Annotated in this window: 21 protein-coding genes; all 21 read right to left on the bottom strand. The window is 64.4% G+C overall.

Annotation, left to right across the window (positions count from 1 at the left end; translation table 11 throughout):
• Positions 1 to 330: 330 nt before the first annotated feature.
• Positions 331 to 501 (bottom strand): hypothetical protein, encoded by a 171-nt coding sequence (locus K6142_RS13340; RefSeq protein WP_190243559.1) that lies wholly within the window; start codon positions 499 to 501, stop codon positions 331 to 333.
• A gap of 1,286 nt (positions 502 to 1,787) precedes the next feature.
• Complete coding sequence (locus tag K6142_RS13335) at positions 1,788 to 2,789, bottom strand: patatin-like phospholipase family protein (RefSeq protein WP_223290203.1); 1,002 nt, start codon at positions 2,787 to 2,789, stop codon at positions 1,788 to 1,790.
• A 49-nt stretch (positions 2,790 to 2,838) separates the two neighbouring features.
• Positions 2,839 to 4,899, bottom strand: coding sequence for an ATP-binding protein (locus K6142_RS13330; RefSeq protein ID WP_190243560.1), 2,061 nt, complete (start codon positions 4,897 to 4,899; stop codon positions 2,839 to 2,841).
• A 136-nt stretch (positions 4,900 to 5,035) separates the two neighbouring features.
• Entirely contained in the window at positions 5,036 to 6,331 is a 1,296-nt protein-coding gene (locus tag K6142_RS13325) for a phenylacetate--CoA ligase family protein (protein WP_223380898.1), read from the bottom strand.
• A gap of 61 nt (positions 6,332 to 6,392) precedes the next feature.
• Positions 6,393 to 7,391, bottom strand: a complete 999-nt coding sequence (locus K6142_RS13320; protein WP_190243562.1) for a lipid II:glycine glycyltransferase FemX — start codon at positions 7,389 to 7,391, stop codon at positions 6,393 to 6,395.
• Complete coding sequence (locus K6142_RS13315; RefSeq protein ID WP_190243563.1) at positions 7,388 to 8,812, bottom strand: diaminopimelate decarboxylase; 1,425 nt, start codon at positions 8,810 to 8,812, stop codon at positions 7,388 to 7,390. Before K6142_RS13315 ends, K6142_RS13320 begins: the two co-directional genes overlap by 4 nt.
• A gap of 17 nt (positions 8,813 to 8,829) precedes the next feature.
• The gene (locus tag K6142_RS13310; RefSeq protein WP_190243564.1) at positions 8,830 to 9,990 is read right to left on the bottom strand and encodes an ATP-grasp domain-containing protein; all 1,161 of its coding nucleotides are present in this window, start codon (positions 9,988 to 9,990) and stop codon (positions 8,830 to 8,832) included.
• The gene (locus tag K6142_RS13305) at positions 9,987 to 11,153 is read right to left on the bottom strand and encodes a DUF1624 domain-containing protein (RefSeq protein WP_190243565.1); all 1,167 of its coding nucleotides are present in this window, start codon (positions 11,151 to 11,153) and stop codon (positions 9,987 to 9,989) included. The genes K6142_RS13310 and K6142_RS13305 overlap by 4 nt, the downstream gene beginning before the upstream one ends.
• Positions 11,150 to 12,160, bottom strand: coding sequence for an acyltransferase family protein (locus tag K6142_RS13300; protein ID WP_190243566.1), 1,011 nt, complete (start codon positions 12,158 to 12,160; stop codon positions 11,150 to 11,152). Before K6142_RS13300 ends, K6142_RS13305 begins: the two co-directional genes overlap by 4 nt.
• A gap of 55 nt (positions 12,161 to 12,215) precedes the next feature.
• Positions 12,216 to 13,397 carry an ATP-grasp domain-containing protein gene (locus tag K6142_RS13295; protein ID WP_190243567.1) on the bottom strand — a complete coding sequence of 394 codons (1,182 nt, stop codon included), beginning with the start codon at positions 13,395 to 13,397 and terminating at the stop codon, positions 12,216 to 12,218.
• Between the two features lie 2 nt (positions 13,398 to 13,399).
• Entirely contained in the window at positions 13,400 to 15,742 is a 2,343-nt protein-coding gene (locus K6142_RS13290) for a WD40/YVTN/BNR-like repeat-containing protein (protein WP_190243568.1), read from the bottom strand.
• Between the two features lie 74 nt (positions 15,743 to 15,816).
• Positions 15,817 to 17,178, bottom strand: a complete 1,362-nt coding sequence (prsR, locus tag K6142_RS13285) for a PEP-CTERM-box response regulator transcription factor (protein WP_190243569.1) — start codon at positions 17,176 to 17,178, stop codon at positions 15,817 to 15,819.
• 83 nt (positions 17,179 to 17,261) lie between these two features.
• Complete coding sequence (locus tag K6142_RS13280; RefSeq protein WP_223290204.1) at positions 17,262 to 17,891, bottom strand: exosortase C-terminal domain/associated protein EpsI; 630 nt, start codon at positions 17,889 to 17,891, stop codon at positions 17,262 to 17,264.
• Entirely contained in the window at positions 17,892 to 18,746 is an 855-nt protein-coding gene (gene xrt / locus K6142_RS13275; protein WP_190243570.1) for an exosortase, read from the bottom strand.
• A gap of 64 nt (positions 18,747 to 18,810) precedes the next feature.
• On the bottom strand, positions 18,811 to 19,926 hold the full coding sequence (locus K6142_RS13270; RefSeq protein WP_190243571.1) for a glycosyltransferase family 4 protein: 1,116 nt from the start codon (positions 19,924 to 19,926) through the stop codon (positions 18,811 to 18,813).
• A complete protein-coding gene (locus K6142_RS13265; protein WP_190243572.1) occupies positions 19,923 to 20,507 on the bottom strand; it encodes an acyltransferase in 585 nt (194 codons plus the stop codon). The genes K6142_RS13270 and K6142_RS13265 overlap by 4 nt, the downstream gene beginning before the upstream one ends.
• A 69-nt stretch (positions 20,508 to 20,576) precedes the next feature.
• Positions 20,577 to 21,380 carry an acyltransferase gene (locus K6142_RS13260; RefSeq protein ID WP_190243573.1) on the bottom strand — a complete coding sequence of 268 codons (804 nt, stop codon included), beginning with the start codon at positions 21,378 to 21,380 and terminating at the stop codon, positions 20,577 to 20,579.
• A gap of 10 nt (positions 21,381 to 21,390) precedes the next feature.
• A complete protein-coding gene (locus tag K6142_RS13255; RefSeq protein WP_190243574.1) occupies positions 21,391 to 22,515 on the bottom strand; it encodes a glycosyltransferase family 4 protein in 1,125 nt (374 codons plus the stop codon).
• Positions 22,512 to 23,705 (bottom strand): glycosyltransferase, encoded by a 1,194-nt coding sequence (locus K6142_RS13250; RefSeq protein WP_190243575.1) that lies wholly within the window; start codon positions 23,703 to 23,705, stop codon positions 22,512 to 22,514. The genes K6142_RS13255 and K6142_RS13250 overlap by 4 nt, the downstream gene beginning before the upstream one ends.
• Positions 23,702 to 25,201: a lipopolysaccharide biosynthesis protein gene (locus tag K6142_RS13245; RefSeq protein ID WP_190243576.1), complete on the bottom strand. Its 1,500-nt coding sequence runs from the start codon at positions 25,199 to 25,201 to the stop codon at positions 23,702 to 23,704. The genes K6142_RS13250 and K6142_RS13245 overlap by 4 nt, the downstream gene beginning before the upstream one ends.
• Positions 25,198 to 26,511: an O-antigen ligase family protein gene (locus K6142_RS13240; RefSeq protein ID WP_190243577.1), complete on the bottom strand. Its 1,314-nt coding sequence runs from the start codon at positions 26,509 to 26,511 to the stop codon at positions 25,198 to 25,200. Before K6142_RS13240 ends, K6142_RS13245 begins: the two co-directional genes overlap by 4 nt.
• Positions 26,512 to 26,521: the final 10 nt, after the last annotated feature.

Genomic DNA, 26,521 nt, shown 5'->3' with positions numbered 1-26,521 from the left:
ATTGCGACAGTGAAATTATTTGATTGCAATGCGTTCCGGGCAACAATCCTGCCTGCACATCCGAAGAAAAGGTGCTCCATATCATCGAGGAAACATGATATTGATTCACAAGTTTTTTTCCTTCATCACCAAGAATACGGACAGCATGCGACACAAGACCTCAACTTGCACGCCGCGAAATAATACGAAATCATCGGAAATTACAAGCCAAACCGGGCTGTAGTCCTAGTGGGCCGAGCTCATAAATACAACGTGTTTCAGGCAAGCCGCACGGCCAACTCTTGCACACAGATGAGGCATGGCACATCCCGGTATTTTTTAGGTCGCTTTTCATTCCATATCCGCCAACCTGCGATCGGCGCCTCTGTCCACCGCCCCTTCATGCACGCGCAGGGCGTTGTGCAGGCCGAGGCGCATCACCGCGTTTTTTTCTGCACCGCGCAGATTGTGGACGTGCTGGCGGGCGCACCTCGGCCCGCGGACCGCTTCGACCTTAGCCATGCCGGGCTCCCTGCGAGTGTCGTTTACCGGCGCCCTCGGAACCCGTCAGGCAGTGCACTGACGCCAGTTTCTGCACGGGGCGCAGGCGCGACCGGGAATTCGCCCTTACTGCAGCCTGACCGGACCATTGCCGGTTGCGCATGCCGAGCGCACAGGCAACGGCCAAGACCAGAACCTCACAGCCCCATAAATGGCTGTCCCTGCTCTTGGGCAGATTCAGGCCTGCCACTTCTTATGGCAGCCTCTCGCCGTCATTATCTTAAAGGCACCTTTGAAAGCCGAAAAAGTATTGAATTCTTTTGCGCTGATAGTAACACAACCGATCCATACAAATTTTCACAGGACTGCATCACTTACGCATCTCCGCACATTACAAGATAATCTCTCCCTGATGGATGGGGTTGATGGGCAAGAAATCAAATTGTCAGATATCCCTATCGCAGCAAGAGTGCCTGACATCCGACCATAGGAATCCGCATTCGCAACTCACATGGCGTTTTTCTCAACGCCGGGAACGACGCACACATGTCAAACGTCGCGCGTTCGCACAAAAATGCGCGACTGGAACGGGGAAAAACACAACAAGAGGCTTACAAGGTGTTTCTTGCAAGCCTCTTGTTCTGCTGATTATGGTGACCTGCTTTGAACCGACGCCACAAGAATCCATATGGCCCTAGAATACTTCCGAAGGGGGCATTTCTCTGTACGAGATGCGAAGGCGCTTTAAAAAGGCGGCGACAGCGGCCAAATCCAAAAAAAGCGCTGGCTCCAAGGCAATCCCGACAAATTTTCTGTATACCCACTCGACTCGCCCGGAAACTTCATGCAGTGCGTGGAGGCTTTCCGGCATCATGTCTGTAAGTACGCATGGGCACCCTTCGGAAATTTCGGAAAGCCCAAGCTCAGTCTGAAATTCCACAAGAACGCCTCCCATACCCATATTGCGTACAATGCCAATGATCCCTTCTCCTCCGCTGAAACAGACCGTGCAGACAAAGGGACTCATGAGCTCAATTCTATCAGAATTTCGCCTTTCATCTCTTGAGCACATGGAATTTTTAACGACGCGCAACTTTTTTTTCCACATGTCGCAGCACCACCTTCACAAGACTCTTTGTGTTACAAAGCAGAACAAAATTAGTCCTGCCATGGAAAACCAGAAAATATCGAACAATATGCACGAATCAAACACTTCAACATGAGAACACTGCATAAAATCTGTTATCAATCGCCTTCTCCGCGCTGACACTGCCTGCTTACATCATGACAGAACACCCACACAACCTTCAGCAATGTTTTCCACTTGCAATGAAGGCCTCGATACAGCGATCACCACTGGAGATAAGACTCTCCACAACGTCTTTGCCTATATGAAAATCTGTCGAACGGATTCCAAGCGCATCGATCAAAGCCGTACGCTTCCAATCTGCTTCCGACAGATATGCACTGTGCATGCTATCCGTCATGAAACCGATTATTGATCGCAAATACGTCCGGAAATCCGTTATCTGACCACTTTCCCGAACGATACCCTCATTGGCACTTCGCGTTTCCACCATCAAACCAAGAGTTTCACGATTCAGCACAACGGCGTCTTCATCCCGACTTTCCGGATGCACCTCGCGCGCGGCACCTGGCACTACATATCTGACCCTGTCATACAACGATATCGGGTAATTCCAGACAACGCTGCCATCCACGAGCAACTCCCCTTTGTGATTACGAACAGCCTTGAAAAACAGGGGGATGCTCATGGAGACACGCAGCGCCTCATGGATGGGGACTTCGGGTGTTCGTTCCGCATTGAACAATTCGGGGGTCTGAATCGACAAATTGGCCCCGATGATGGTGAGCTCCAGATACCTGCCGGGATCAGCCTCGACCATGCGCTGATGCCCGGCGAACGTCATGTGCGGGTTGCCGGTCAATGCCGCGATGTTCGCGCGGGCCCAACGTTCCAGCATCTCTCCCTTGAACCATCCGAAATCGCGCACCAGCCTTTGAAGGTCGCCCCCCACCCAGCGCGAGGCGTCCATGAACTTGTGGAACGGCGTCCGCAACAGAATGTCCACCATCTCATCAGGGGAGGCCCCAAGGGCGAGAAAGACGGCAGCCATGGCTCCCGACGATGTCCCGGCCACCCGGCGCACTCCCCGCAGCAAACCATGCCTGGCAAGAGCCCGCAATGCTCCTGCGTAGGCCACTCCCTTTATGCCCCCTCCCTTGAACACGACATTGCAGTACAGCGACACCGCCTTTCCACCTCCCGCATCTTGCCCATCAGCCACATCACGTCCTGACCGCCTCACGTTCGGGCCGCATCACGTTCGGACCGCATCACGCCTTGGCGTCTGCCGCCGCTTCCCCCACCGCAGCGGCATCGAACCGGACGGTAAACGTGGTGCCCTTGCCGGGATGCGATTCCGCACTGATCGTGCCGCCATGCGCCTCGATGATCTTCCGGCAATGATACAAACCGATGCCCATGCCCCGCGCCTTGGTCGTGCGAAACGGCTTGAACAGGCCATCGCGGAGCAGGGCCGGGTCAATGCCGCCAGCAGAGTCCACCACATGGAAGAAAGGCCTGCCGTCATCACCCACATGCACGGCCACCCGCTTGTTTCCGCCCGCCTCGATGGCGTTGAGGCACAGATTGACGAAGACCTTGGCCACCTGTTCGGCATCAACCCGCACCCGCACTCCGGTGCCCATGAACTGTATGTCGGCATTGGGCAGTTGGCCGCATGCAGACCGGGCCAGTTCCATCAGGTCCACTTCCTCCATCTGCAGACTCTCGCGCCCCGGCAGCCGCGTCAGCTGGGAGATGAGAGTGCGCATGTTGGCAACGCTGTTGGTCAACGTTTCCACTAGATCACGCTGAAAATCCGGTTCACCGATGTATTCCCGCGCATTGTCGACCAAAAGCGACAACGCGTAGACTTGGTTCTTGAGGTCATGCATGACCAGCGCCGCAAACCGGCCAAGCACCTCCATCTCCCGCGCCACGGCCAGTTCGTCGCCAAGTCGAAAACTGCGGACGCACAAGGCTATCTGCCGCCCCATGGCCTCCAGCAGTTCGAAGTCCTCGATGTCGTGTTCCTCATGCGTGTCGATGGGGCGGGCCAACAGCACGATCCCCTCGCTGCCCTCCACGGTACGGACCGGCAGCACGACACTTACCCCGGCGCTGCACAGCGCCTCGAAGGCCTCGGCGGGCACGCTTTCCGCAACGTCGCCAACCGGACACGGCCCACCCTCCCGCTCGAACAGCGCGGCAAAGCTGGTGGCGGGCAGCACGGGCAGCGGCTCCATCTCGTAGAGCACGCCATCCCTCATGCCGCCGGGATGTTCAAGGTCGGCCGGAATGAATGCCCCGCCCACGAAGCCGAAGGCGTCGCACAGACCTACGAGCAGCACGTTGATGAACTCTTTCGTACCCCGTGCATGCGACAGCATGTCCGTGAAATTGATCCACTGCGTTCGGTAGTCGTACTTTTCGTTGTAGAACGTCCGGTGCATCCAGATGCTGAAGCGCCTGCGCAGATGCTCGGACAGCAGGGTGAGCAGGACAGCCAGGCTGATGACGAAGGCGATGGCAAGGGCGAAATGCCGCTCGAACCCCGGCCCCATCAGCCGCATTCCTTCGCGCAGCACCCCCAGCCCCAAAAGGTAGCCGCCAGCGATGACAGCGACAATCGACCGGAAGGCCAGCCTGCGGGTGATGTATACCTTGTCGCTTCCCCGGCGCGCCTCGGCATAGAGAAAAAGCCCGAATCCGAGCACTACGGCGCTGTTGCGCAACCCCGTGTAGCCGAAATCCAGCGTGCGCACGACCAGTCCCTGCCCGTATTGCAGGCACAAGGCGGCCAATACGACACCCGCACCAACGAGTGCGAGCTTGATGCGCCAGCGTTCACTGTGCCTGCTGCTGCGCAGGGTGCTTTCCAGAATGCCTGCGGAAAGCAACAGACACAGCAGGAGTTGCACATAGAAGAAGAACGCGTACGGTTCGAGATAGAGCACCCGTTCCGCGGTGAAATCGGCAAGGTAGAACATATCCCCCGGACTCGTGAACAGGGTCGTGAGCAGGGGGGAAAGAGCCAGGGCAAGCAAGACCTTGCCGCTGCGGGGCAGCATGCGCCACGAACATTCCCGACCGTAGCACAATGCGAAGACGGTCCACGCCGGCGCAAGCAGGGCCTGCAACAGCAGCACCAACGGCAGGAGCCAGTCCGGCAGGTCGGTCGCCACGGCAAGGTGGCTTTCACAGGCCACCAGCGCTGCCGTGACCAGTGGCGCCGGAACGCGACACAAGGCCACCCGGCCCGGCTCGCAAAAAGCGCGGCCCGTGATCACCACCGCCAGCATCAGCGCAATTCCCGCCAGAGCAATTACCATGCTGCCCTCTTTATCCTGGCCGAAGCACCATGCGGACAGGCGCCCCCCTTACGGAACACGTTCCGCTCTCCGTCGCGCGGCAGAACATCAAGCCCCGGCCCCGCGCCGACGCCGGGAAATTCCACCGGGCGGCATTTCAGTTCTGTGCGGGCCCACCGGCCACGGGCGCGTCCATCCGGTCATCGCCACGTGCAACGCTGAACGAGAGCCCGGGATACGCCGATCCTTCGGCTTGCCTGCAGAATCCCTCCACCCGTTCCATGGCCGCGGCGTCTCCGGTTGTCACAAGAACCCGGACCTCGCCGGGTGCACATTGCCGCAGCCGTACGTCCGCTCCGCCGCACAACCGGGCGACCTGCGGCGCAAAATCGCCGCCAGGCAAGTAACGCCCCTCTGCCGTCAGGAACCATGTTTCCGCCGCAGCCACCATGCGCATCAGCGGGAAGCCCCGCCCACACCCGCAATCCCCGTCGACCGGCACGCCACGGTCTCCCGTGGCGAAACGGATCACCGGCATCGCCTTGTTGTTGATGTCCGTGACAAGCACGTAAGGAGCGCCACACCACGGGTCCGGCTCGAATTCCACATACGCGGAATGCGCCAGCAGGTGCAGGTTGCCTTCCGTGCACTCCATGGCGATGCACGGGACTTCGGAACACCCGTACAGGTCGTGCACGACGCAGCCGAAAGAGGCCTCGATGCGCTGGCGCTGCTCCGCGCTTGCCCTCCCCCCGGGGGTGACCGCTCCGCGCACATTGCCAAGGCGGGTTCCGACCCTGTCCAGGTAGTCCGCCATGTCGGACATCACCCACGCATTGCCGAGCAGGTAGGACTTGCCGCAACGGCGTATGGCGCGCACCCACTTGGCCATGTCTTCAGGCCTGTGCGTGCGAACATCCACCGAAAGGGTACCGGCCAGCCATTCGCGCACCCCCGGCTGCATCAGGCTGCCCCCCTCCGCGCCCGAAGAAGTGTACAGCCTGACCACCATGTCAGCCAGGGTCCACCCCGCGAACGTGAGGCAAAGCAACCAGTTGGCCTGTGTTTCATCGCGGGCGGCCTTGTCTCGCGGCACCTGCGCAGGAACGCATCCCTCGGCCATGCCGCGCAGTGCGGCAACCACCTTGCGCGGCATGGCCGAGGAAACAAGGTCAGCCTTGCGTTCCCGCATCACTTCCCGCGTCAGCACGGGCAGCTTGCTGTATTCCGCAAAGCTGCGCACGTGTTCTGGCCGCAGGCCCAATGCGTCCATGACGTCCCTGTAATAGGGAACCGTTTCATACGCATGCTTCAGGAAGGTTGCCGCAAGCCAGAACTGCCTCTGCCGCAGTTCATCGTGCGGCAGGCGTTCCAGCGCCAGATGTTCGCGCATCCGCGCGTGGCATCCGTTGCTGGTCAACTTGTGAAGCATCATGCGCGCATAGCCGATCATGCAGCCGCCTCCAATCGCGGGCATGCGCCCCGCTCTCCGGGCCTGCCTTCCATTATCGCGGTCAGACCCGGCCAAGCCGCCGCTTGAGCCACGGATAGGCCTCCCGCATGAGCCTGGCCAAACGGGAAGGAGCCGCCTCGATGCACCAGTACTCATGCAGCATGCCGCCGAAACTCTGCTTGAACTTGGCGATTCTCGGAATGTCCGACCCCACGAAGTCATACCTGTCCACGCCCCTGGCCATGGCAAGCCGGATGGCCTCCCATTGCAGGATGTTGTTGGGCGAAACCCGCCCGGCGTCGGCCACCGAAGCGCCGCTTATGTAGTACGCGTCGTGCGGGTCCATGACGAACAGCGCCCCGGCTATGTCCCTTCCCTCATGAACCGCCATCAGCCCGATGATTTCGCGCTCCCCGAACATGCTCCACATTTCGCGGTAGAATGGCCGGGCATTGGGCGAGGCAAGGCCCTGCCTTGCGTAGACGCCCTCCAGCATGTCCACGTACCTGTCGATGAACCCGTCACCGACAGCCTCGCCCACGGTCACGCCGTCCTTCAGCGCCTTGCGCACAGCCGTCCGGCAACGTCCTTCCATGCCTTCCCAGATGGCGTCCTCGCCCAGGGCCAAATCGAGGACGTGGGTGGTTTTCCGCTGCACGCTGGCCACGCCGGGTTCGATATCCGGCAGGGGAACCCCCACCCGGGTGAACATGCGCAGAAAGTCCATGCCCCCGCTCCGGGCATGGGCGAGCAGTGTCGACCACAGGTCCCCGCAGGGCACGTCCGCGCGGACCAGGGGCCCGAGATACGGCGTATCGGTGACCACGTAGGGCGACGAGAACACCCTGAGCACCACGTAATTGCGGCTGAAGACCGGGAAGATGCCCGCAACCCCCTGCGTGTCCTCCATCAGGTACATGTCCAGCCGGGCGTCCTGGTGCCGGGCCAGCAGGTTCAGCCACGGCCGTGAATGAAACAGGGGACAGGCGGGATGTTCCTCGCGGAAGCGATCCCATTCCCCGTAACGGTCCGGTCCGCATGGCACCATGCGCAGGCTCATCGCTCGCCTCCGTCCCAGGTAACGTCCGCCAGCACGACATCGTCCATTCCCACGAGATGCCGGAAGTCCTCGCGCCGCCGCAGCACCCGCGCCCTTCCGTCCTCCACGGCAACCACCGCAGCCCGGGGAAAGGCAAAATTCATGGCGTAGGACGAAAAGTAGGCCCCTGCATCCATCACCGCCAGCACGTCGCCGGTGGCGAGTTCGGGCAGCAGCTTGCCCCTGTAGAGCCAGTCCGATCTCGTGCATACCCTGCCGGTGACCGTATACGGCCGCGACGGCGGCCTGCGCAGGTCGCTGGCCAGAAACGCCTCATGCCATTCGAAGTCGCAGGGAAATGCCTGTGACAGCCTGCCTGCGTCGGTTATGGCAAAGGGCTCCGCCCCCGGTCGTTCCTTTACGGCCTTGACCTGCGTCAGCAGCAACTCGGCCTTGCTGGTAAGCAGCCTGCCCGGTTCAATGCAGACGACGGGCACCGGCAGGTCGTTTCGGGCGCAGAAGGCCCGCAACGTGTCCGCCAGGTCGCGCAGGTAAAGGCGAAAATCCTGGAACGGGTCCATCCACGCCGCCCCCGGCTGCACGCCAAACAGGCGGTACAGGCCGTATTCCGCACCGGACATGTTCTTGCTCGTCTCCACGCCGAAGCCCCCGCCCACGTCAAGCAGGCGGATCCGCACCTCGTGTTCCCTGGCGAGCCACGACATCACGTCCAGCGCGCGCGACAGGCAGCGGGCATGATAGCCGCTGTGCCTGGCGTTGCTGGTAACGTTGAAATGCAGGGCCACAAGGTCTGCATGGCCCGGTGCGTCAAGGCAGTTGCGCACCACGTGGGCCAGGTCGTCCCCTTCGGGGTCCAGGCCGAACTGGGCGCTGCGGTTAAGGGCAAGGCGCAGCCCCACCCGCGCAGTGCGGCGCTGTTCGCGGGCTTCGGCAAGCACCACGTCGATCTCGTCCCGGCTGTCTATGTTGACGAGCGTTCCCCGCGCCACGGCCCTGGCAATGCTTTCGCGCGACTTGTCCACACCGTTGTAGACCACCTGCCCGCCGTCCACGCCCAGACTTTCGGACAGCCAGTACTCGTAGGGAGAAATGACCTCGGCCCCCACCCCGGCGTCGTGGAGCATGCGCAGGATGCCGGGAATGCAGTTGGTCTTGTACGAATAGGCCAGCATGGCGCCGGGCAGCACCTCGTCCAGCGCGGCTTGCACGTCCTGCACCCGCCGCCGCAGGGCCGCCGCATCGACCACAAGAAGCGGGGTGCCGTAATCACGCGCAAGGCGTGTGCACGGCATGCCGCCAACGGCCAGCACACCCCCCTCGTCCGTGACATCCCACAAGGACAACGGGGGCTTGCCCTGGCGTTTCTGCCGCAGGCAGGAATAGCGCCGCAGCACGCCGCCAATGCCACCAAGAACCGACATGTCCATACCCCCTTGCTTCAGGCGGCATTGCCGCGCCGCGCGGCCAGTCGCACCATGATGTTGCGCAACACGTTTCGCACGGGCCACACGAAAAACGGCAACGGATCATGCACATCCCAGTCGTCGCAGGCGGCGATACCCCTGCCCGCCAGCCCGCCGCCACGGGCAAACATCCGTCGCAACACCAGGGCCGGATCGCCCCGCAAGGCCCGGCTGAGCCATGCGGTGGTCACCCCGGCGGCGGTCGGTTCCGCGTCCGCGCATTCCTCTCCCAGGGCCAGCATGCAATGCAAGGAGGGGAAATCTATGCCCCGCGCCGTGCTCTGGACCAGCGAATTCCAGTAGCGCGCGTTGATATCGATCAGATAGGGCGCGCCCGTTGCCGGATCGACGATGAAGTCCGCCTGGCACGGCCCCGACCACCGCACATGCTCCAGCAGCCCGCGCAGGGACTCGACGGCGGCGTCGCACCGAACCGTCTCCCGTACCGTGGATTGCCCGTGCCTGCCCGGATACGAAGCGACGATGCGAAAGGTGTCGCTGGCGTGCACCCTGCCCGCGTCGCACAACATGGCCACGCACACGACGTCGCCCGCCATCCTGCGCTGCACGAAATAGCCTTCGCGCGTCGTTTCGGGCATGTCCGCGACCAGCGCGGCCAAGGCCCGCGCGTCGGCGCACTCGTGCATGCCGTACCCGCCCCATCCCCATACCGGCTTGGCAAGGCACGGGCAGGGAAAGGCAGCCAGCGCCGCCGGGTCGTCCGCAAGGTCCGCCACCGCCCGGTATTCGGGCACCAGCACGCCCGCCTCGCGCGCCACCCCGTAGGTGCGGTATTTGTCCGCGAAGATGGCCAGCGTATCGGCGTCGCCCAGCAGCAGCCGCACATCGGAACCCAGGCGGTGGCGGTGCCGCGCGATGACCGCCGCCTCGCCCAGCACCGGAAGCAGCACGGAAACCCGGTTTTCCTCGCAAATGCGCCGCAGGTCGTCGATAAACCCGTCCTCGTCCAGGGTGGGGTCCGCATGCACAAAGGTACGGCGCGCGTACCTGGAATAGGCGCAGATGGGCCACTCCGAGGTGGCGGCCACCAGCACCTCGAATCCCCTGCGGTGCAGGGCCCTGCAAATGACGCGGGCAAGCATCGTGTCTGCGGCAAGGACAAGGACGACGTTCATGCCGGTGCTCCTCCGCTCATCCGGTACCCACCGGTCCGCCACAGGCCAATCCATGCGCACACGGGATAAAGGGCGGCGAACACCAGGGCGGAAAACACCACCACGCCCGAAGCGCTGAACGACGCGCTCCGGACCGGGTCGGGCATGAGCGTCAGCACCGTCGCCAGCGCCCTGATGCAGATGATGTGCAGCACGTAATAGGCAAGCGGAACCCTGCCTGGCACACAGAGAAACTCCAGACGCCGTCCGCGTTCGAACCAGGCCAGCAGCAGCCACATGACGCCCAGCGTAAGAAGAGAAAACTGCAATGACGGCGGGTACTTTTCCACGTTCACGAAAGACGCCATGGTCTGCCAGGCCGCGGATTGGGCCATGAAGGGCGTGGGGTCGCCATACCCGTCCGAAAGCCGCAACAGCGCGAACAGCGCAAGACATCCCGCGCCCAGGACCGGAAGCAGGCGGCGACGCTGCGCCGCTTCCAGCCGGAATACCCAGCCGCACAGATGGCCCAGCCACATCAGCCCGAACCACGGCAGCACCGTGTACAGGGCGTAGACCGCGCCGATACCGGGAATCTCGAAGTAGGCTCGCACGAACGCCAGCTTCCACAGCGCCGAGACCACCTCTCCTTCCGGCATGTACGCCCGGAGCGCGTCGTGTCCGACCACCAGCAGCAACGCCAGGCACAACGAAAGCGTCCGGGGCAGCCGCACGACGATGGCCAGCAGCAGCATGGAGCATCCTATGGCCCACAGCACGCCGAGCACCAGCACCCTGGTGGACGAAAATGGCGCGTGCAGCCCGAGTATCATGTTGATTCCGACGATCATGGCGCCCCGCGTCAGCAGGTAACGCCCGACGGAATGCTCTCCGCCATGGCGCAGCATCCAGAAGTTCACGGATACCCCGGCAAGAAAAACGAAGGTCGGAGCGCACAGGTGGGTCACCCAACGCATCAGGAAGAACGTCGGGGTGGTCGTTTCCAGTTCCAGCGGATTCGCGGGAAGGACGGAAACGCCATGCCACAGCCTCTGCGCCACGGCGGTAAAGTCTCCCCGCACATGGTCGAACGTCATGAGCAGCATGACCAGGCCCCGCATGGCGTCGATGGAGGCGAGCCGCCCTCCTGACCGGCGCGGTGACGCAACTGTGTCCGCCATCATGCCGCCCTCCCCCGCACGGTGTTCGGCTGCCCGGCCATCAGTGCCATCAGCCGCACCAGCCCGCCATACGCCCTTTGCAGCACCCACGCGATGCACACGTTCATGCCGAGCACCAGCAGGGCGTCCAGATACGGATTGTCCGCCAGGGGCAGACGAAAATAGGTGTGGATGATGTACAGGGGCAGCAGCAAATCGCCGAACGCCGCCACCAGCCGGGAAGGCAGCAGGGGATGGATGCCGGTCAGGGCCAACCCCGTGACCGCAACGCCCGCCAACCCGATGATGGCGTACGCCACCACCGGCTGGTGCCCGCTCAGGCTGTAGCCCACCGCACCTGCAACGCACGAGATCGCGGCGAACAGGGCGACGCGCCCGGCATTGCCCCCCCCGAAACGCGCCAGCCAGAAGCCCGCCAGAAACCCCACGGAGGTGGACCATAACGAGTGGCCATACGGCGCGGCCACCTGCATCACTGCGGCCAGCGCGACGCCCCCCCACAGCAGCAGCCGTCCGCGCGCCGGAGTCGTCACCACCCTGCCGATCCACGGATAGACGAGGTAGAACAGCAACAGCAGCGTCATGAACCACTGGCCCGCTCCGAACGGGCTTTCGTTGCCGAGGTGGAACCAGTTCAGAAATCCGTTGAGCCCGGCAAGGTTGAACAGCGTATCCATGCTGAACAGCCCGTTGCGGCCCGTGACCAGGAAGACGCACCCCAGCACCGCGTTCAGGAACAGGAACAGCCCGAACAGGCGCGACACCTTGCGCGTCCAGTACCCCTCCATCCTGTCCGGCGAGGGGTAGCGCAACGTGGTGAAATAGCCGGACGTCGCGGTAAAGAAGAACAGGCCCACATCACCCGGCACCCACCACAGGCGCATGGGCAGCGTGTGCATCAGGGATGCGCCGGGGCCTTCCGCAAAGATATGCCCGTAACAAATGCACAGCAAAAACAGCAGCTTCAGCGCCTGCACCGTGGCATTCCTGTCTTGCGTCGCACGTGCCATAACGGCTCCTTCCGGCAGCCCCTTGCCGATTAATCCAACGTGGTCGTTCCCCCGCTCATTCCCACTGGCCGCACAGCCCCTCGCCCGGCGTGGGCATTCCCCAGGCCCGCCGCACCGCCTTCGTCGCCTGCCCGCAGCACCACGCCAGCATGGGCAGCGGGTCCGAAAGGTCGAAGTCGTCATAGGCAGCCACTCGCCTGTGGCCGCGCAACGCATTGACGAGAAAGGCCGCCTTGTGGCGCGCGTTCACGAACTGGGCGCCAAGGCGCATGACATCACCGCCAAGCCAGCGCGTGACAACACCGGGAGCGGATTCAGGCACCCCGAAATCCCGCTCGTTTCTCGCCAGCTTGTAGTAATAATAGGGAAAATCCATGCCGCGCGTCAGGCTGTGGGCCAGGGATCCCCAGAACCTGGGATTGACGTCGATGAGAAAAGCCCTGCCGCTGTCCGGTTCGACGATGAAATCCGCCTCGCACACGCCGGTCCAGGCCATGGCGTCGAGCAGGGTCCGCAGGCCCTGTTCCGCTGCCGGGCACGAAAACGATTCCCGCAACGTGCCCTGGCCATAGGGCCACGGGTACGCCTGGATCACGCGGTAGGTGTCGCTGGCCACCATTTTCCCGGCGTCGTACAGCATGGCGACGCACACGGTGTCACCATCAAGCTTCCGCTGGGCCAGCCCGCCGCTGGCGGCCCGCTCGCTGGCAAGGGCACGCAGGCGGTCCGGCGTCGTCACCTCTTCCACGGCCCAGCCGCCGCCCCCCTGCCGCGGCTTGACCACCTGCGGATACGCCATCTCCCCGGCCATGCCGGGCGATGCCAGCACGGCGGCCAGGGACACGGTTTCCGGCATGGGCACCCCCAGGCGGTTCGCCAGCGTCCGCAGCGACTCCTTGTCGTGCAGTTCCACCAGGGCGCGATATCCGGCCAGGCACAATCCCGCGCGGGCAGGCAGGCGGTCACGGTGGCGGGCGACCATGTATGTTTCCTCCAGCACCGGGATCAGCACGTCGATGCGCTCCTGCTCGACAAGCCGCACCAGGTCGTCGATGAACCGGTGCTCGTCAACGAAGGGCGAAACATACCGGGCCGTCCCCACCGCATGCCGCGAATGGAAGGACATGGCATGCGGCTGGGCATCCGCCACCACCACCTCCACCCCGCGGCGGGCCAGACTCTTGCAGATGTTGTAGGCAACGCGCGTTCTTGCGGATGTGACCAGCGCCCGTCCCATGACTACTCCTCCGGAAGGATCGGCCCGGACCACACGCCCCCGCCGAACGTCGTGACGATCATGCGCTTGCGGTCCGCCGGATCGAAAGTGACACCGGTGATGGCGGCGAAGGGAAACCCGGCGAAATGCCGCCAGGATTCCCCGCCGTCCGGGCTGTAGAGCAGTCCGTGCAGGGTTGTTCCCGCATAGATCAGCCGGGGGTTGTCCGGGTGCACCACCACCGCCATGGTGTGGTCGAAGCTGTCGCCGCCCGCCGCCTGCATGATGCCCTTGTCGCTGAGCACCTGCTTCCAGCTTCTGCCGCCATCGACGGTCTTGTACACGCCGCCCTCCAGCCAGTGGCCCGGCGCCGTGGCCGCGGAAACGTAGATGACGCGGGCATCGACGGGATCGAACGCCAGGTTGGTGGCCCACCAGGCCAGCGGGCTGCCCGCCGTGAGGTTCTGCCAGGTGTCCCCGCCGTCGGGCGACTTCCACAGCCCTCCGGGGATGGTGAAGTTGGTGCCCTTGCCGCTGATGCCGGTAATCAGGCAATACAACTCGCGCGTTGCCGGATGGATGCGCAGTCTGTACACATGCAGGTTGCCCGGCGTGCCCAGGCCCCGGCTCGCGGTGCGCCAGCTTCTGCCGCCGTCCACCGACTTGTAGACACCGGCCCTGTCGTCATCTCCTTCGCCGTAAAGCCCGGCGTACAACACCCGGGCCTCGGGCGGAGACCGATCGTCCAGCGTCACGGTGGTGCAGGTCTGGCTGGGCAGCGCCTCCCCGCCCCTGGGGTCGTAGGGCACCCGCCACGTGGCCCCGTGGTCGTCGCTTGCCACCACGCCGCCCATGGCGTGAATGGCGAACTTCATGTTGGTGGGAAACAGCTCCTGGGCATGCGGAATGTCATGCCGCATGCTGGCGGCGGCGTACATGCGGCCGGGCATGGCCGGGTCGAACACCACGTCGTAGAAGGTGTTGGTCCACGGCGACCCCTTGGCCGACCACGTCCAGGAACGCCCTTGGTCCACCGAGCGGGCGAAGCCTATGTCCGTATAGGCAATGTACTGGCGCTGCGTGTCGTGGGGGTCGTGCAGGTATGCCCAGGCGCTGGTCACCTCCAGCCCGATGGAACTCAGCACCGGCGCCGCGCCGCCATCCGCGGCATGCTGCACGGCCGACATGGCCTGTGTCCATGAATCTCCGCCATCGCGGCTGACGTACAGGTCTCCCTGCGTCGCCAGCAGCAGCAGGCCATCGCCCGCCGGATTCACGGCCAGCGGGTTGGAGGTAAGATAGTAGCCCCATCCCAGTTGCGTCTGCACCCAGGAGCGCTCGACGTTGGTGCCGAAGCTTACCTTGTCCCACGGCATCGCCATGCGGAAGCACTTGTCCCAGGTCTTGCCGCCATCGGTGGTGCGCAAGAGCTGCTTGTGCGCCACGCCATTGGTCTGCGCCGCGTAGGCCACGGCGGTCTGGCCGGGGGCCATGGCCAGATGCCGCTCGTTCTCGAACCCGGCCTTGCCCCTGCTCCAGCTTTGTCCCCCGTCCGTCGACCGCATGATGCCGACACCTTCCACGGAGGCCAGCAGGACCGTTCCCTTCGCGTCCATGCCGCCAGCAAGCGAAGCCACCCGCCCCCCCACCGACGGCTGTCCGCCCGGCGCGACGGGCTTCCAGGTCTGCCCTCCGTCCGGACTGGCCAGGAACTCGCCGTTCCTGACGAAGGTGTACAGCGAGCCACCCAGCGAGACTGTCTCGCTGCTGCCACCATCGATCACCTGGCGCCAGCCCCCCGGCTGGCCGCTGCCGGAAAATTCGCCACGCCACACGGCATCCTGCGTGCCGACAAGCAGCGCATCGGGCGAACCCGGCACGGCGGCAAGGCGCGTGACCGGCGCATTCTTCCATGGGCCTTCGGGCTGCGTCCGCCAGGTCTTTCCGCCGTCATCGCTCACGGTGACCCGGTTCCGCTGCGTGATCCAGGCAATGCGGGCAGGAAAATGCGCCATGGGCGGAGAAACCTGCGTGAACTGCAAACCCTGGCGGTAGGGAATCAGCCGCCAGCTTTCCCCACCGTCCTCGGACCGGTACACCCCTCCCATGTCCGACGCCACGAACACCAGCCTGGCGTCGTACGGAGAAATCGACGGCACGTACATGCCCCCGCCTCCACCCGGCCCCAGTGGCCGGAAGCCGCTCCTGGCATCCTCCCCGGCTGCCGCCAAAGGCATGGCGGACGCCAGCGCGATGGCCAACGCAAGGACCAGCCCCGACAGGACGCGAATTGCCCGGCGCTCCACGTGCAGCCCGGACGTGCCGGGCGCTGCCGCGAGGCAGGTATTGACGTTGGCGAACGGCATGCTGTGCCTCCTGAGCTGCGTTACCGGGACCGGCGGCCCGCATCCCTCGTTTCCACCGTTGACCGGACGGGGGGTCATATCTCTATGCCGTGCTTGCGCAGCAGGTCGTAGAAGGTAGGCCGGCTGACCCCGATGGCCTGCGATGCCTGCACGATGTTGCCGGAGCATTTTTCCAGCGCGGTCAGCACGATGTCCCGCTCCAGGGCGTTGCGCGCCTCCTTCAGGGTGCCTTCCGGGCGCGGCGGGGCGGGTGCCTCTGCGGGCATGGCGTCGTCAAAGCCCAGATCGACCGGTGCAATGTGCTGCCCGCTGGCGAAAATGACCGCTCTCCGCAGCTTGTTTTCCAATTCGCGCACGTTGCCCGGCCAGTTGTGGCGCAGCATGGCCTGCGTGGCCGCCGGGGACAGCATCTTGACCTGGTGGTTTCTCTCCCTTGCGAAGCGCTCCAGGAAATGCCGGGCAAGCAGCAGGATGTCGTCGCCACGCGTGCGCAGGGGCGGCAACACGATGGGCACGACGCCTATGCGGTAGTACAGGTCTTCACGAAACCTCCCGGAGGCGATTTCGGACTGGATGTCGCGGTTGGTCGCGGCCACTATGCGTGCGTCCACCCGGATGTCCTTGCGCCCGCCTACCCGCTGGATCACCATTTCCTGCAGAAACCGCAGCAGCTTTACCTGAAGATTGGGGGGCAGTTCCCCTATTTCGTCCAGGAACAACGTGCCATTGTCCGCGTATTCCACCTTGCCCTGCACGCGTTGCGTGGCACCGGTGAACGCCCCCTTCTCGTACCCGAAGAATTCCGCCTCCAGCAGGTTGTCCGGAATGGCGCCGCAGTTGATGGCCACGAACGGCATGGAAGTGCGGTGGCTGAAGGCGTGTATGGCCCGGGCCACCAGTTCCTTGCCCGTGCCGGATTCGCCGGTGACCAGCACCGGCGCGTCCGAGGCCGCCACCTTGCTGATGGTCTCGAATACCGCGAGCATGGCGGGGCATTGTCCCACGATGCCCTGGCATTCGCCCTGCCGCTTCACGGGCGGGCCGACATTGTCGCGCAGGCCATGCAGAAAGAACGCCCTGCCTATGATGATCTTCAGCACGTCCAGGTCGGCGGGCTTGTGGCAAAAGTCATAGGCCCCCCCCTGTATGGCCCGCAGGGCGTTTTCCACGTCGTGGTGCCCGGTCACGACGATGACCTGCACGCGCGGGTCCTGCTTCAGCAACGCATCCAGCGCCCGGAAACCTTCGGATGTGCCCTCGGCGTCCGGCGGCAGGCCAAGGTCCAGCGTCACCACGGCTGGCGAATGCCCGCGCTGCAGGGCAAGCGCCTCTTCCGTGGAACCGGCCAGATAGAGCTGGTATGGCTCCTTGGACAGGCCCCAGCGCAACTGCTTGCGCACGTCTTCATTGTCATCGATGATGAGCAGGCCTGGCATGTCGCTTTCCTTTCACCCGAAGGCCGGGACGCCGGTTTTACGTGAACCCGGCGGCCCATCGGTCTTTCCCTTTTTCCCGACAGTCATTGCGGCAGGAACAGACGCAACGTCGGATACAACTGGGCAATGAAGGCAGCCACGTCCGCGTCGGCTCCCTGGGCCTGGTTCACCGGAACATCCAACCGGATGAACGCGGCATCCCTGCGGCCATGCAGAACGGCGTTGCGCAATTCGGCGAGCTTCAGGTCCATGTCGTCGGTTATCGGCTCGCCCCGCACCTCGTACCAGTAATAGTAGACGGCCCCCTCGGCCTCCTTGGCGTACGTGGCCCTGACGAGTTGCACGGCACCCGCCGGGGTCGGCACGTCCATCCGGGCCGAATCGACCTGCAACCAACCGGCACCGGGCAGACAGTTGCGCGGCGAATGTATGGCGCCCGCGCCCTTGCCGCCGCCATGAAACCCCACGTAAAGGCCGATCCTGCGCCCGGCGTCGTTCGTGTACAGACGCACCAGATAATCCGTGGGGCGCAGCACGGCCATCGTCTCGCTGTCGAAGAACACCTGCCCCGTACTGCGCCACTCGCCCAACGCGAGCGGAAAATCACTCAGGGCTCGTTGCGGCAGTACGGCGGACTCGACACGGGCATGGCTGACGTAAGCGCCAGCGGCAAGAAACAGGAGCACTACCAACACTCTGATCCGCATCTGCATTCACTCCTTCCCGCGCTGGTCCTGATGCCCACGCCCCAAGGCAATGCCCAGGCCGCCGGTAAGGGCCATGGCCACCAAGAAAACGACTATCCCTTCGAATTCATGAAAGAAGCCGCTTGCCGCGCCAGCCCCCATATACCAGGACAGCACGCCCGTGACGAAAACCCGCAGGGTGTTGGCGGCAACGGCAATGGGCACGGTGGCCAGCACCAGCACCCAGCGCCGCCACCCGGCCGGAAGGAACAGGAAGGCGAAGGCCGTTCCCAGCGCAGCCAGGCTCATGAGCGAACGCAGGCCGCTGCACGCGTCCACCACCTCGAGCGTTATGTTGGGGAAAATGATCACGTTGCCTTCCCGCAGCACCGGAAGCCCCATGAGGCGGATGCCACCCGTTGCGACGGCGGACACCAGGCCCTTCAATGGCAGGGCCAGGGCGTCGTACACGGTGTATGGCAGGGGCACCATGAACAGCAGGTACGCCAGCGGAAAGCGCAAAAGGCGGAACACCCCGGTCCCGTAAAGATAGAGTATGGTTCCGGCCAGCAGCACCACCAGCGAGGCCCGTGACGTGAACAGTTCCAGCGTCACGGAGCCGAACAGCAGCAGCACAAGGCCAAGCCCCAGCAGCGGGAGCCCCCAAAGGGACGGGACGACCACGGCTTCGCGCAGTTGCGGCCACCTGCGCCATGCAAACCACGCCGACAGGCACGGCACCAGGAACCCGTGCGAATAGTTGGGGTCAAAGCTCCAGTCGCCCACCATGCGCATGACGATGGCGTGGTAGACCACGGCGAACATGGCGAGAACCGGCACGAAATGCAGCGGGTGCTGGCGCAGAACGGCGGCAAGCGTCATGGGCGGCTCCGTACCGGCGCGGCCTGCGCATGCTGCCGACGCGCCGTTCTCCAGATGTGCGTTGTCATGTGTGGGCCTCCCCTACGCCGTACAGGGCCAGATACCCGCGCAACATGGCTTCGTCGCTGCAACGCGACCGGACCATTTCCATGGCCTTCTCGCGCATGGCCTGCCTGTGCGCCGGATTGTCGGCCATCCAGCGCATGGCCGCAGCCAGGGCCTGCACGTCATGCGGGGGCACCACGCGGGCCGTCTCGCCATCCGTCACCAGTTCCCCGATGCCACCCACCTCGGTCGTCACCACGGGGATGCCGCAGGCCATTGCCTCCAGCACGGCCACCGGCATGCCCTCGTACCGGGACGACAGGACGAAGACATCCATCGCGCGCAGCAGTTCGGGAATGTCACGCCGCGTGCCGGTGAAATGCACGGCCCCTTCAAGCCCAAGTTCGCCGCACAGGCGCTCCGCCTCGTCGCGCCGCTCACCGTCGCCCACCAGCAGCAGCCGTGCGTCCGGATGGGTTGCCCGAACGGCGGCAAACGCCCGCAGCAGGCCCGGATGGTCCTTGGCATCGCAGAACCGGGCCACGTTTCCGTAGACCAGGCCGCCTTGCCCCCAGCCCGGGGGCAGTTCCGCCACCTGCTTCCCCGGCCCGGCGGGCGAAAAACGCACGGTGTCCACCCCGTTGCGGATCACCCGCAACCGATGCGGGGCAACACCCAGCACATCGACCATATAGTTGCGCAATGTTTCCGTGACGCACGAAATGCCCCCCAGAAACGGCGCCAGCAGCCGCACCAGCAGCCGGGCGCGGGGCTGCGTCTCGAACCCGTGCGTCGCATGCTCGGTGTAGACCAGCCGGACCCCGGCGAGCCACGCCGCCGGGGCCGCCCATTGCAGCAGGTAGGAGTCCTGCGCGTGCAGAATGTCCACCTTTTCGCGACGCAGCAGGGCGGCAAGCCGCGCGATGCCCGTCAGCCTCGACCTTCCGATGACGTCCAGGGTGCGCCAGGCAAGGCCACGGGCCTCTATTTCGGGCACAAGCGGTCCCTCCCCGCCGAACAGGCCGCAGACCGTGCCCCGCACATGGGGGCTCGCCTTCTCCAGCGTGGTCAGGGCAAGCCGCTCTGCGCCCCCCGGAAACATCCGGAAGATGAGCTGCATCACATGGGGTTTCATGCCTCCTCCCGTTCCCGGCGGTCACCGCGCCTGCCCAGCACCCTCGCCGGAATGCCCGCCGCGATGCTGTACGGCGCCAGCGCCGCCGCCACCACGCTGCCCGCCGCCACCACGCACCCGTCGCCGACATCGGCCATGACGATGGCGCCATTCCCGATCCAGCAATCCCTGCCGATGCGCACGCACTCGTCCCGCCCGCCCTGAAGCCTGATGGGCACGTCGGGGTCGTCGAAAAAGTGGGTATGCTTGCCGCTGGTGACCATGACGTGGGTGCCGATAAGGCTGTCGTCGCCAATGTCGGCATGCCCGATGTTGCAGTAGGCCCCGATGTACACGTTGCGGCCGATGACCGTTTGCGGCGTCACGAAGGTGGTCATGAACTCCACCACGCATGCCGACGTGCATCCGTGCAGCGCAAGACGCAGGAACGCCACGCGCAACAGCACGCCGTACACGCCCGGAAGCAGTGCCAGCAGTTGCGTCATGCCCGCGAAGGATCGCTCGCGCCCCAGCACGAGCGCCTCAAGCCGGTGCAGCACGTAGAATGGCACGGCGCACACGAGCACGAATGCTTTCAGCATGTTACTGGCCATCTTCACACCATCCCGCCATAGGGTCGCGTTTCCGCCATCGGGGCGTCCTGCCGGTCATCACGCATCCAGCACCACGACATCCTGGGCCTTGCGCCAAGCCCGCACACGCTCTTCCCCGAACACTTCCGCCAGGTTGTCGTTGATGGGGAGCTTGCCCACGATGCGGCACGGGTTCCCCTCGATGAGGCAGAAAGGGGGAATCTCGCCCATGATGTGCGTGCCGACCTTTGCCACCACCCCGTCACCCACCGTGGTGCCGGGATAGATGACGCTGGCCTCTCCGAGAAAGCACAGGACGCCTATGCGCACCGGTCGCACCCCGCCCTTCGAGGGGTGCCCGCCCCCCGGGACCATGCGGGCACGCGCATCCGCAACGGGGTGTCCGGAGTTGTCCATGATGATGTGGCAGCCGACCATGCTGTAGTCTCCGACATCTATGCGCTTTGCCACCATGAAGCGCACGAATGGCGCTATGTACACATTGCTTCCGATATGCAATTCCGGGTTTTCACACACTGTAAGCCCCACAAGCGACACCTTGTCGAACATGGCAACGTTATCACCTATGTATATTCCCAGATTTCCAAGAATACGCGTTGTTCCGTTTCCGGAATACCACATCCTGAAATTCTTACCCACGCTTCTGCACTGAGACTTGAACATGGGCTCGTAGTACACAACGCGCCAGAAATTGTGCCAGATGGATGTTCTGGTTGCCCATTCGTTGTAGAGGAAGGAATGCAGCCCCGGCACCACCGGCATGGAAATGCCGAAGATGAACTTCGCCATGTCGTACAATCGCGCATGAAAGGGCGTTTCACGCTTCCTGATGGCCACCTTGAATGCCGCCCAGCCTCCCATTTCGGACTCCTTATGCCCGGACAGCCGACGTCAGATGTTGATAGAGATGCACGATGTGCTCCGCCCGCCGCCCCGGCGTGAAACATTCCATCACCCGTTCCCGGCCCGCCTCTCCGTAACGGGCACGCAAGGCGGGGTCGTCCGCAAGGCCCGTAACCGCATCGGCCAGGCGTTCCGCATCGGCGGCGGGCACGAGAGCGCCCGTCCGCCCGTCCTGCACAACCTCCGGCACACCGCCAACCCTTGTGGCCACCACGGGCAGGGAGCACATCATGGCCTCCAGCGCGGCCAGCGGCATCCCCTCGCTGAGCGACGGCAGCACGGCCATGTCCAGCGCCCTGTACACGCTCAACGGTTCCGCCACGTGCCCAAGGAAGTGGACGAAACCGTCCAGACCCAGCCGCCGCGCCTCTTCGCGCAGCGACATCGCATCCGGGCCGTCGCCCGCCAGAATGCCCTGCAAGGCGGGCTGCCTCACCCGCGCAAGGGCCAGTGCACGAAGAAAGTGCAGCTGCCCCTTTTCCGGGCTCAGGCGCCCCACCACCCCGGCCACGATGGCGTTTTCCGGAATGCCGCATTCCTTCCGGATGTCTCGTCCGGGCGTTCCCTCGAATTCTTCCGGATCCGCCGCGTTGGGGATGACCACCATCCGGCGTCGCGCCCCTGCCCACAACTGGTTGCCCAGCGATTCCGAAACCGCCACCACTCGCGTGGCCAGGGGCAGCACCAGCTGGTCCAGCATCCGGTACGCCCGGATCTTCCAGCTTTCCGCAGTCCAGCCATGCACGAAGGCCACCCACGGCAAACCGGTCAGCAGGTGCAGGCAGGCGCACACCACATGGCTCTTGTAGCCATGCGACTCAAGCATGGCGCACCGGCTCTCGCGCACGATCCGCAACGCCTGCGCCACCAGCGTCGGATCGTAGCGCCAGCGCTGGTACAGGCAGGCCATGGTCGCGCCCGAATCCCGGATGGCCGACGTGAACTCCGTCTCGCACGGTTCGCCGAAGGAGTAGGCCACCACCACGGGATCACACAGGTCGAGCCCCCCGGTGCGCAGAAACTGCACCAGGGCCTTCCCCATGCCGCCCAGAGTGGCGGTGGCCAGAAACACGCACACCTTCGGTCGGCTCATGCCGTCCCCTCCAACGGTCGCGGCGCTCCGCCCGCGGCCAACGCCTCTTCGATCCAGCAGGAAACAAGTTCCGCCTTGTCCTTCCAGGTTTCTCCCTCAAGCACCTTCCACCGGGGGCCCACCGGGGCGGGGCTGTGCAACTCGTCCTCGATGGCGGCCACGAAGGCGTCGCCGGAAGTTGCAATGCGCACCACGCCTTCAAAGCGCAGCACCTCCGTCATGGGTGTTGCCACCACCGGCTTTCCGGTGGCCAGGTACTCGCGCAGTTTCAAGGGGTTCGCCGTGCAGGTGTGCTCGTTCACCACATACGGAATCACGGCCACGTCGAAGCGGGCGGCATATCCGGGCAGTTCGCCGTATGGCACTGCCGGCAACCAGAGAAAATTGGGGAACCGCTCCAGGGCGTCCAGCGGGATGCGCCGGGTGCCGATGAGCACCACGTTCCAGTGCGGACGGGCCGCAAGCAGATCGACAAGCAGGTCGATGTCCAGATGGCTGTCGATGAGCCCGTAGAAGCCGATGACAGGCCCCTCCAGCCAACGCAGGGCTTCGGGCAGGTCCGCCACGGAAACCGGACCGGCGGCCGCGCTGAAGTGCCCGAAATCCACGCCGTGGGTCAAAAGGCGCGTGGGGCTGCGCCCGTTGGATTTGCGGGCGACCAGTTCATCCGAAACCGCCATGACGAGGTCGGCCTTGCGCAGCAGATCGGCTTCCAGTTCGCGCACCATCTCCGGCAGGTTCATGCCCGGCCACACGCTGAACTCGTCCACGCAATAGTAGACAACCAGCGACTCGCCACACAGGCCCGCGTAGTCCGCCGCGTTGGGCACGGTGGCCAGCAGGACGGGATCGCGCAGACCGAGATCGCGCGATGCCCGCGCCACCGCGCCCAGCACGCTACGCCGGTTGAAGGCCCGCACCGACGCCAGCGGGGACAGGGGGACCATTAACGGCGAGATGACGCGCAGCCCCTGCGGCAACTCCACCGAGGGTGCGGGATCGGCCCAGGAGCGTACCTTCTCGAAGGCCCGCTTCACGTCGTAGATGCACAGGCGGGGCAGGCGCATGCCTATCGTATTGACCCACAGGATGCGGTTGTCGGGCAGAAAATGGCGCATGACATGCTGGCAACTGAAGGGATGCCTCCCCCAGTCGTCGGAAAAGACGATGAAGTCGCGCCCCTTGATCATGCCGCCCTCCCCTGTGCCGTCGCGAACAGCGGGCTCTTGCCGCCCCAGCGCAGCAGCGCCGCCTGCATGCCCACCGCAACGCCCGCCTGGGCGCAGCAGCAGAGCAGCAGTTGCCAGTACCCCGGCCCGAATGCGTCGCGGATGAGCAGGAAACACAGCACCTGCGGCAGGACATGGGTGACGCCCAACTCTGCCAGCAGCCGCAGGTAGACGATCAACGACATGCCCGCATGGGTAAAGACCAGCCACGGCACGATTCCCGCGCGGAACAGGGCCGACGCGAGCAGATAGGCCCAGGCCACGCCCACTATGCCGTACGGGGTGACCAGCAGCAGCGAAAGCAGGACGATCAGCACGCCTTCGGCCATGGCGCAGCGCGCCAGGGTCCGGTGGGTGGCTGTTCCCAGCAGGTACCCGTCGGCTGGCAGCATGCCCAGGGAAAGCGCCGCGCCCAGGCTCAACGGCACCAGCGCGTCATACGAAGGGGAAAACCCCTCGCCGAGCCAAAGCAGGATGAAGGGCCTGCCGTAGAAGATGAGACAAGCCGCGATCAGGGAGGAGGTCATGTAGCTGAGCCGCAGGGAGAACAGCAGGGTCGCCCGGGTACCCTCGCCGTCGCCATCGGCCTGAAGGCGGCTGAAGTAAGGCACCATGATCCCGAACGCGCTCTGCATCAGGCTCAGGAAATACCCCACGAACTGCATGGCGATGGAAAACACCGCCACCTCGCGCACGCCCATGAACCACGCAATGATGTAGTTCTGCGACCGGTAGCGCATGGACTCGCCGATCTGGGTCACGGTGAAGGCCCATCCGTAGCCGAGCATCTCCCGGGCCAGGGCGCGGCTGAACAGATGCGGACGGAAGCGGGCGCTCCCGCGCCTTTTCACGATCAGGACGCACAGCAGCGATTCCAGCAGAAAGCCGCCGCCGTTCACGGCGGAAAGCAGCTCCAGGCCGTTCGATTCGTTGATCGAGAACAGCACCACCAGGCTGGTGACCGTGCTGCGGAGCATGGCCAGCACGGCGATCAGCGTCCAGCGCATCTCGGCCATGATGATGCCCATGTGGCTTCGAAACAGGAACATCGCCGCGAGGCAGCTGCTGTAGATCAACAGGCACAAGCGCAGGCGTCCGGGGGAAACATGCCGGGCATCGAAGAAATCGGCGCCGTAGACGAGGGCGGCGGTAACCAGCAGCGACACGAGGCAGGAAAGCCCGTGCAGGGCCACGCCCACCGTGAAGACCCGGTCCACCTCCTGCTGGTCGTTCCGGCCGTGTGCCGCCGCGGCATATTTCGAAACCGCCTGCATCACGCCGCCTTCCAGCAGCAGGAAATAGCAGACGATGGAGCTCACCAGCACCCACACCCCGTACTGGGCCTTGCCCATGGCCCCCACAACCGTCGGAGTGACAAGCAGGGCGAACGCCACCCCCACCGCAAAGGACAGGATGCGAATCACGGAATTGCGGGCAAAGTAACCGAGCGTGCTCATACGTCCTCCCCCGCCTTGCCTGCCCCGCGCAGCGGCGGCAAACCGTTCCAGCGGGTGTCCGGCAGCGGCGACCGGAGTGACCGGATGCGTGTCTCGCTTCCCCTCCGGCCTCGCCGCGGGCTTGCGGTCGATGTCGGCTCGGTCTGCACGGCCGCCGGGACATCAAGCGCCAGCTGCCCGGACCGCATGGCCGAGACCATGGCCATGAAGCCGTAGAACGATATGGCGAACGCCTGCGAAACGAACAGAATCCCGACCATGAACGCGGTAATGCCATACCGCACGCCCAGCCAGCGCATGCGCGCCGCCTCGTCAAGGCCTGGTGATGTTGCGCCTTCCCGTGCGAACGCGATGATGCTGCGCAACAGGCAGACATAGACCCACAGCGCGAACACCCCCATTTCCGTCGCCACCTGAATGTACGTGTTGTGCGCCGTCAGGTATGCGCCGTTGCCGAACGTGTAGTTGGCCGCCGCGAACTGTCCCACGCCAACGCCAAGCACCGGGTTGCGCAGCAACATCGAAAGGCCGCTTTTCCACAGTTGCAGGCGCCCGGTTTCCGCAGTCATGTTGTAGTCGTCGCTGGCATCGCCGACGAGGGCGAAGCGGTCCCAATAGGCCGCGTCCGCGCTCAGGTAGAAAATGGCGCCCGCCAGGCCCAGGGCCAGCAACAGCAGCCCCCTGCGCCGCGATGACAACACCATCTGCAGGGCGACCACGGCCAATGCCACGACCCCACCGCGGGACTGGGTCATGGCCATGCCCAACAGTGCGATGCACGCCCCGCCCCAGGCGACGAGCCGCGTGATGCCCCTCCGGGCCATTCCCTCCGCGCCAAGCACGGGCAGGAACATGGCGAACAGGAGCGCTATGTCATTGGCATCATAGGTTGCGCTGACGAAGGCGCGCCCCGAGCCCTTTTCCACGATCATCATCCCGCCCAGCACCACCACCCCGATCAACAGCGCGAGCCGGACGGAATTCCCCCCTGTGCGGGCCCCGGCAAAGGAGAGCACGGCGAAAATGAATATCGTCTTGGCCACCCCCTCGAAGCTTTCGAGCGCACCCGAACGCCATACGCTGAGGGGCACGCTCAATGCCGCGAGCAGAAACAGCAGCAGCACGGGCTTCAGGAGCGGCAGGTCGAAAAGGCTCCCGGGCCCCCTGTGGCGGCTCAGGCAGACGGCCAGAACCACGCCACCGAGCGCGAAGGCGATCTTGCCCAGTTGCAACGGCGCCAGCACGGGGAACAGTTCCGCTATCCGCGTGAACCCCACCAGCGTCAGGAGATGTATGGCGACCAGTTCCACAGGATGATGC

It is taken from the genome of Nitratidesulfovibrio sp. SRB-5 (assembly GCF_019931275.1).
Taxonomy (GTDB): Bacteria; Desulfobacterota; Desulfovibrionia; order Desulfovibrionales; family Desulfovibrionaceae; genus Cupidesulfovibrio.
Note: the sequence above shows the minus strand (reverse complement) of the source record. Positions and strands in the feature narration are given on the sequence as shown.

Excerpts from the sequence above, each read along its gene's own strand:
- K6142_RS13270 (WP_190243571.1), bottom strand. The coding sequence starts at position 19,926 with ATGAAACCCCATGTGATGCAGCTCATCTTCCGGATGTTTCCGGGGGGC.
- K6142_RS13250 (WP_190243575.1), bottom strand. The coding sequence starts at position 23,705 with ATGATCAAGGGGCGCGACTTCATCGTCTTTTCCGACGACTGGGGGAGG.
- K6142_RS13305 (WP_190243565.1), bottom strand. The coding sequence starts at position 11,153 with ATGATGGCGGACACAGTTGCGTCACCGCGCCGGTCAGGAGGGCGGCTC.
- K6142_RS13265 (WP_190243572.1), bottom strand. The coding sequence starts at position 20,507 with ATGCTGAAAGCATTCGTGCTCGTGTGCGCCGTGCCATTCTACGTGCTG.
- K6142_RS13300 (WP_190243566.1), bottom strand. The coding sequence starts at position 12,160 with ATGGCACGTGCGACGCAAGACAGGAATGCCACGGTGCAGGCGCTGAAG.
- K6142_RS13340 (WP_190243559.1), bottom strand. The coding sequence starts at position 501 with ATGGCTAAGGTCGAAGCGGTCCGCGGGCCGAGGTGCGCCCGCCAGCAC.
- K6142_RS13325 (WP_223380898.1), bottom strand. The coding sequence starts at position 6,331 with ATGATCGGCTATGCGCGCATGATGCTTCACAAGTTGACCAGCAACGGA.
- K6142_RS13330 (WP_190243560.1), bottom strand. The coding sequence starts at position 4,899 with ATGGTAATTGCTCTGGCGGGAATTGCGCTGATGCTGGCGGTGGTGATC.
- K6142_RS13260 (WP_190243573.1), bottom strand. The coding sequence starts at position 21,380 with ATGGGAGGCTGGGCGGCATTCAAGGTGGCCATCAGGAAGCGTGAAACG.
- K6142_RS13295 (WP_190243567.1), bottom strand. The coding sequence starts at position 13,397 with ATGGGACGGGCGCTGGTCACATCCGCAAGAACGCGCGTTGCCTACAAC.
- K6142_RS13245 (WP_190243576.1), bottom strand. The coding sequence starts at position 25,201 with ATGAGCACGCTCGGTTACTTTGCCCGCAATTCCGTGATTCGCATCCTG.
- prsR (WP_190243569.1), bottom strand. The coding sequence starts at position 17,178 with ATGCCAGGCCTGCTCATCATCGATGACAATGAAGACGTGCGCAAGCAG.
- K6142_RS13290 (WP_190243568.1), bottom strand. The coding sequence starts at position 15,742 with ATGCCGTTCGCCAACGTCAATACCTGCCTCGCGGCAGCGCCCGGCACG.
- K6142_RS13320 (WP_190243562.1), bottom strand. The coding sequence starts at position 7,391 with ATGAGCCTGCGCATGGTGCCATGCGGACCGGACCGTTACGGGGAATGG.
- xrt (WP_190243570.1), bottom strand. The coding sequence starts at position 18,746 with ATGACGCTTGCCGCCGTTCTGCGCCAGCACCCGCTGCATTTCGTGCCG.
- K6142_RS13280 (WP_223290204.1), bottom strand. The coding sequence starts at position 17,891 with ATGCAGATGCGGATCAGAGTGTTGGTAGTGCTCCTGTTTCTTGCCGCT.
- K6142_RS13310 (WP_190243564.1), bottom strand. The coding sequence starts at position 9,990 with ATGAACGTCGTCCTTGTCCTTGCCGCAGACACGATGCTTGCCCGCGTC.
- K6142_RS13315 (WP_190243563.1), bottom strand. The coding sequence starts at position 8,812 with ATGTCGGTTCTTGGTGGCATTGGCGGCGTGCTGCGGCGCTATTCCTGC.
- K6142_RS13255 (WP_190243574.1), bottom strand. The coding sequence starts at position 22,515 with ATGAGCCGACCGAAGGTGTGCGTGTTTCTGGCCACCGCCACTCTGGGC.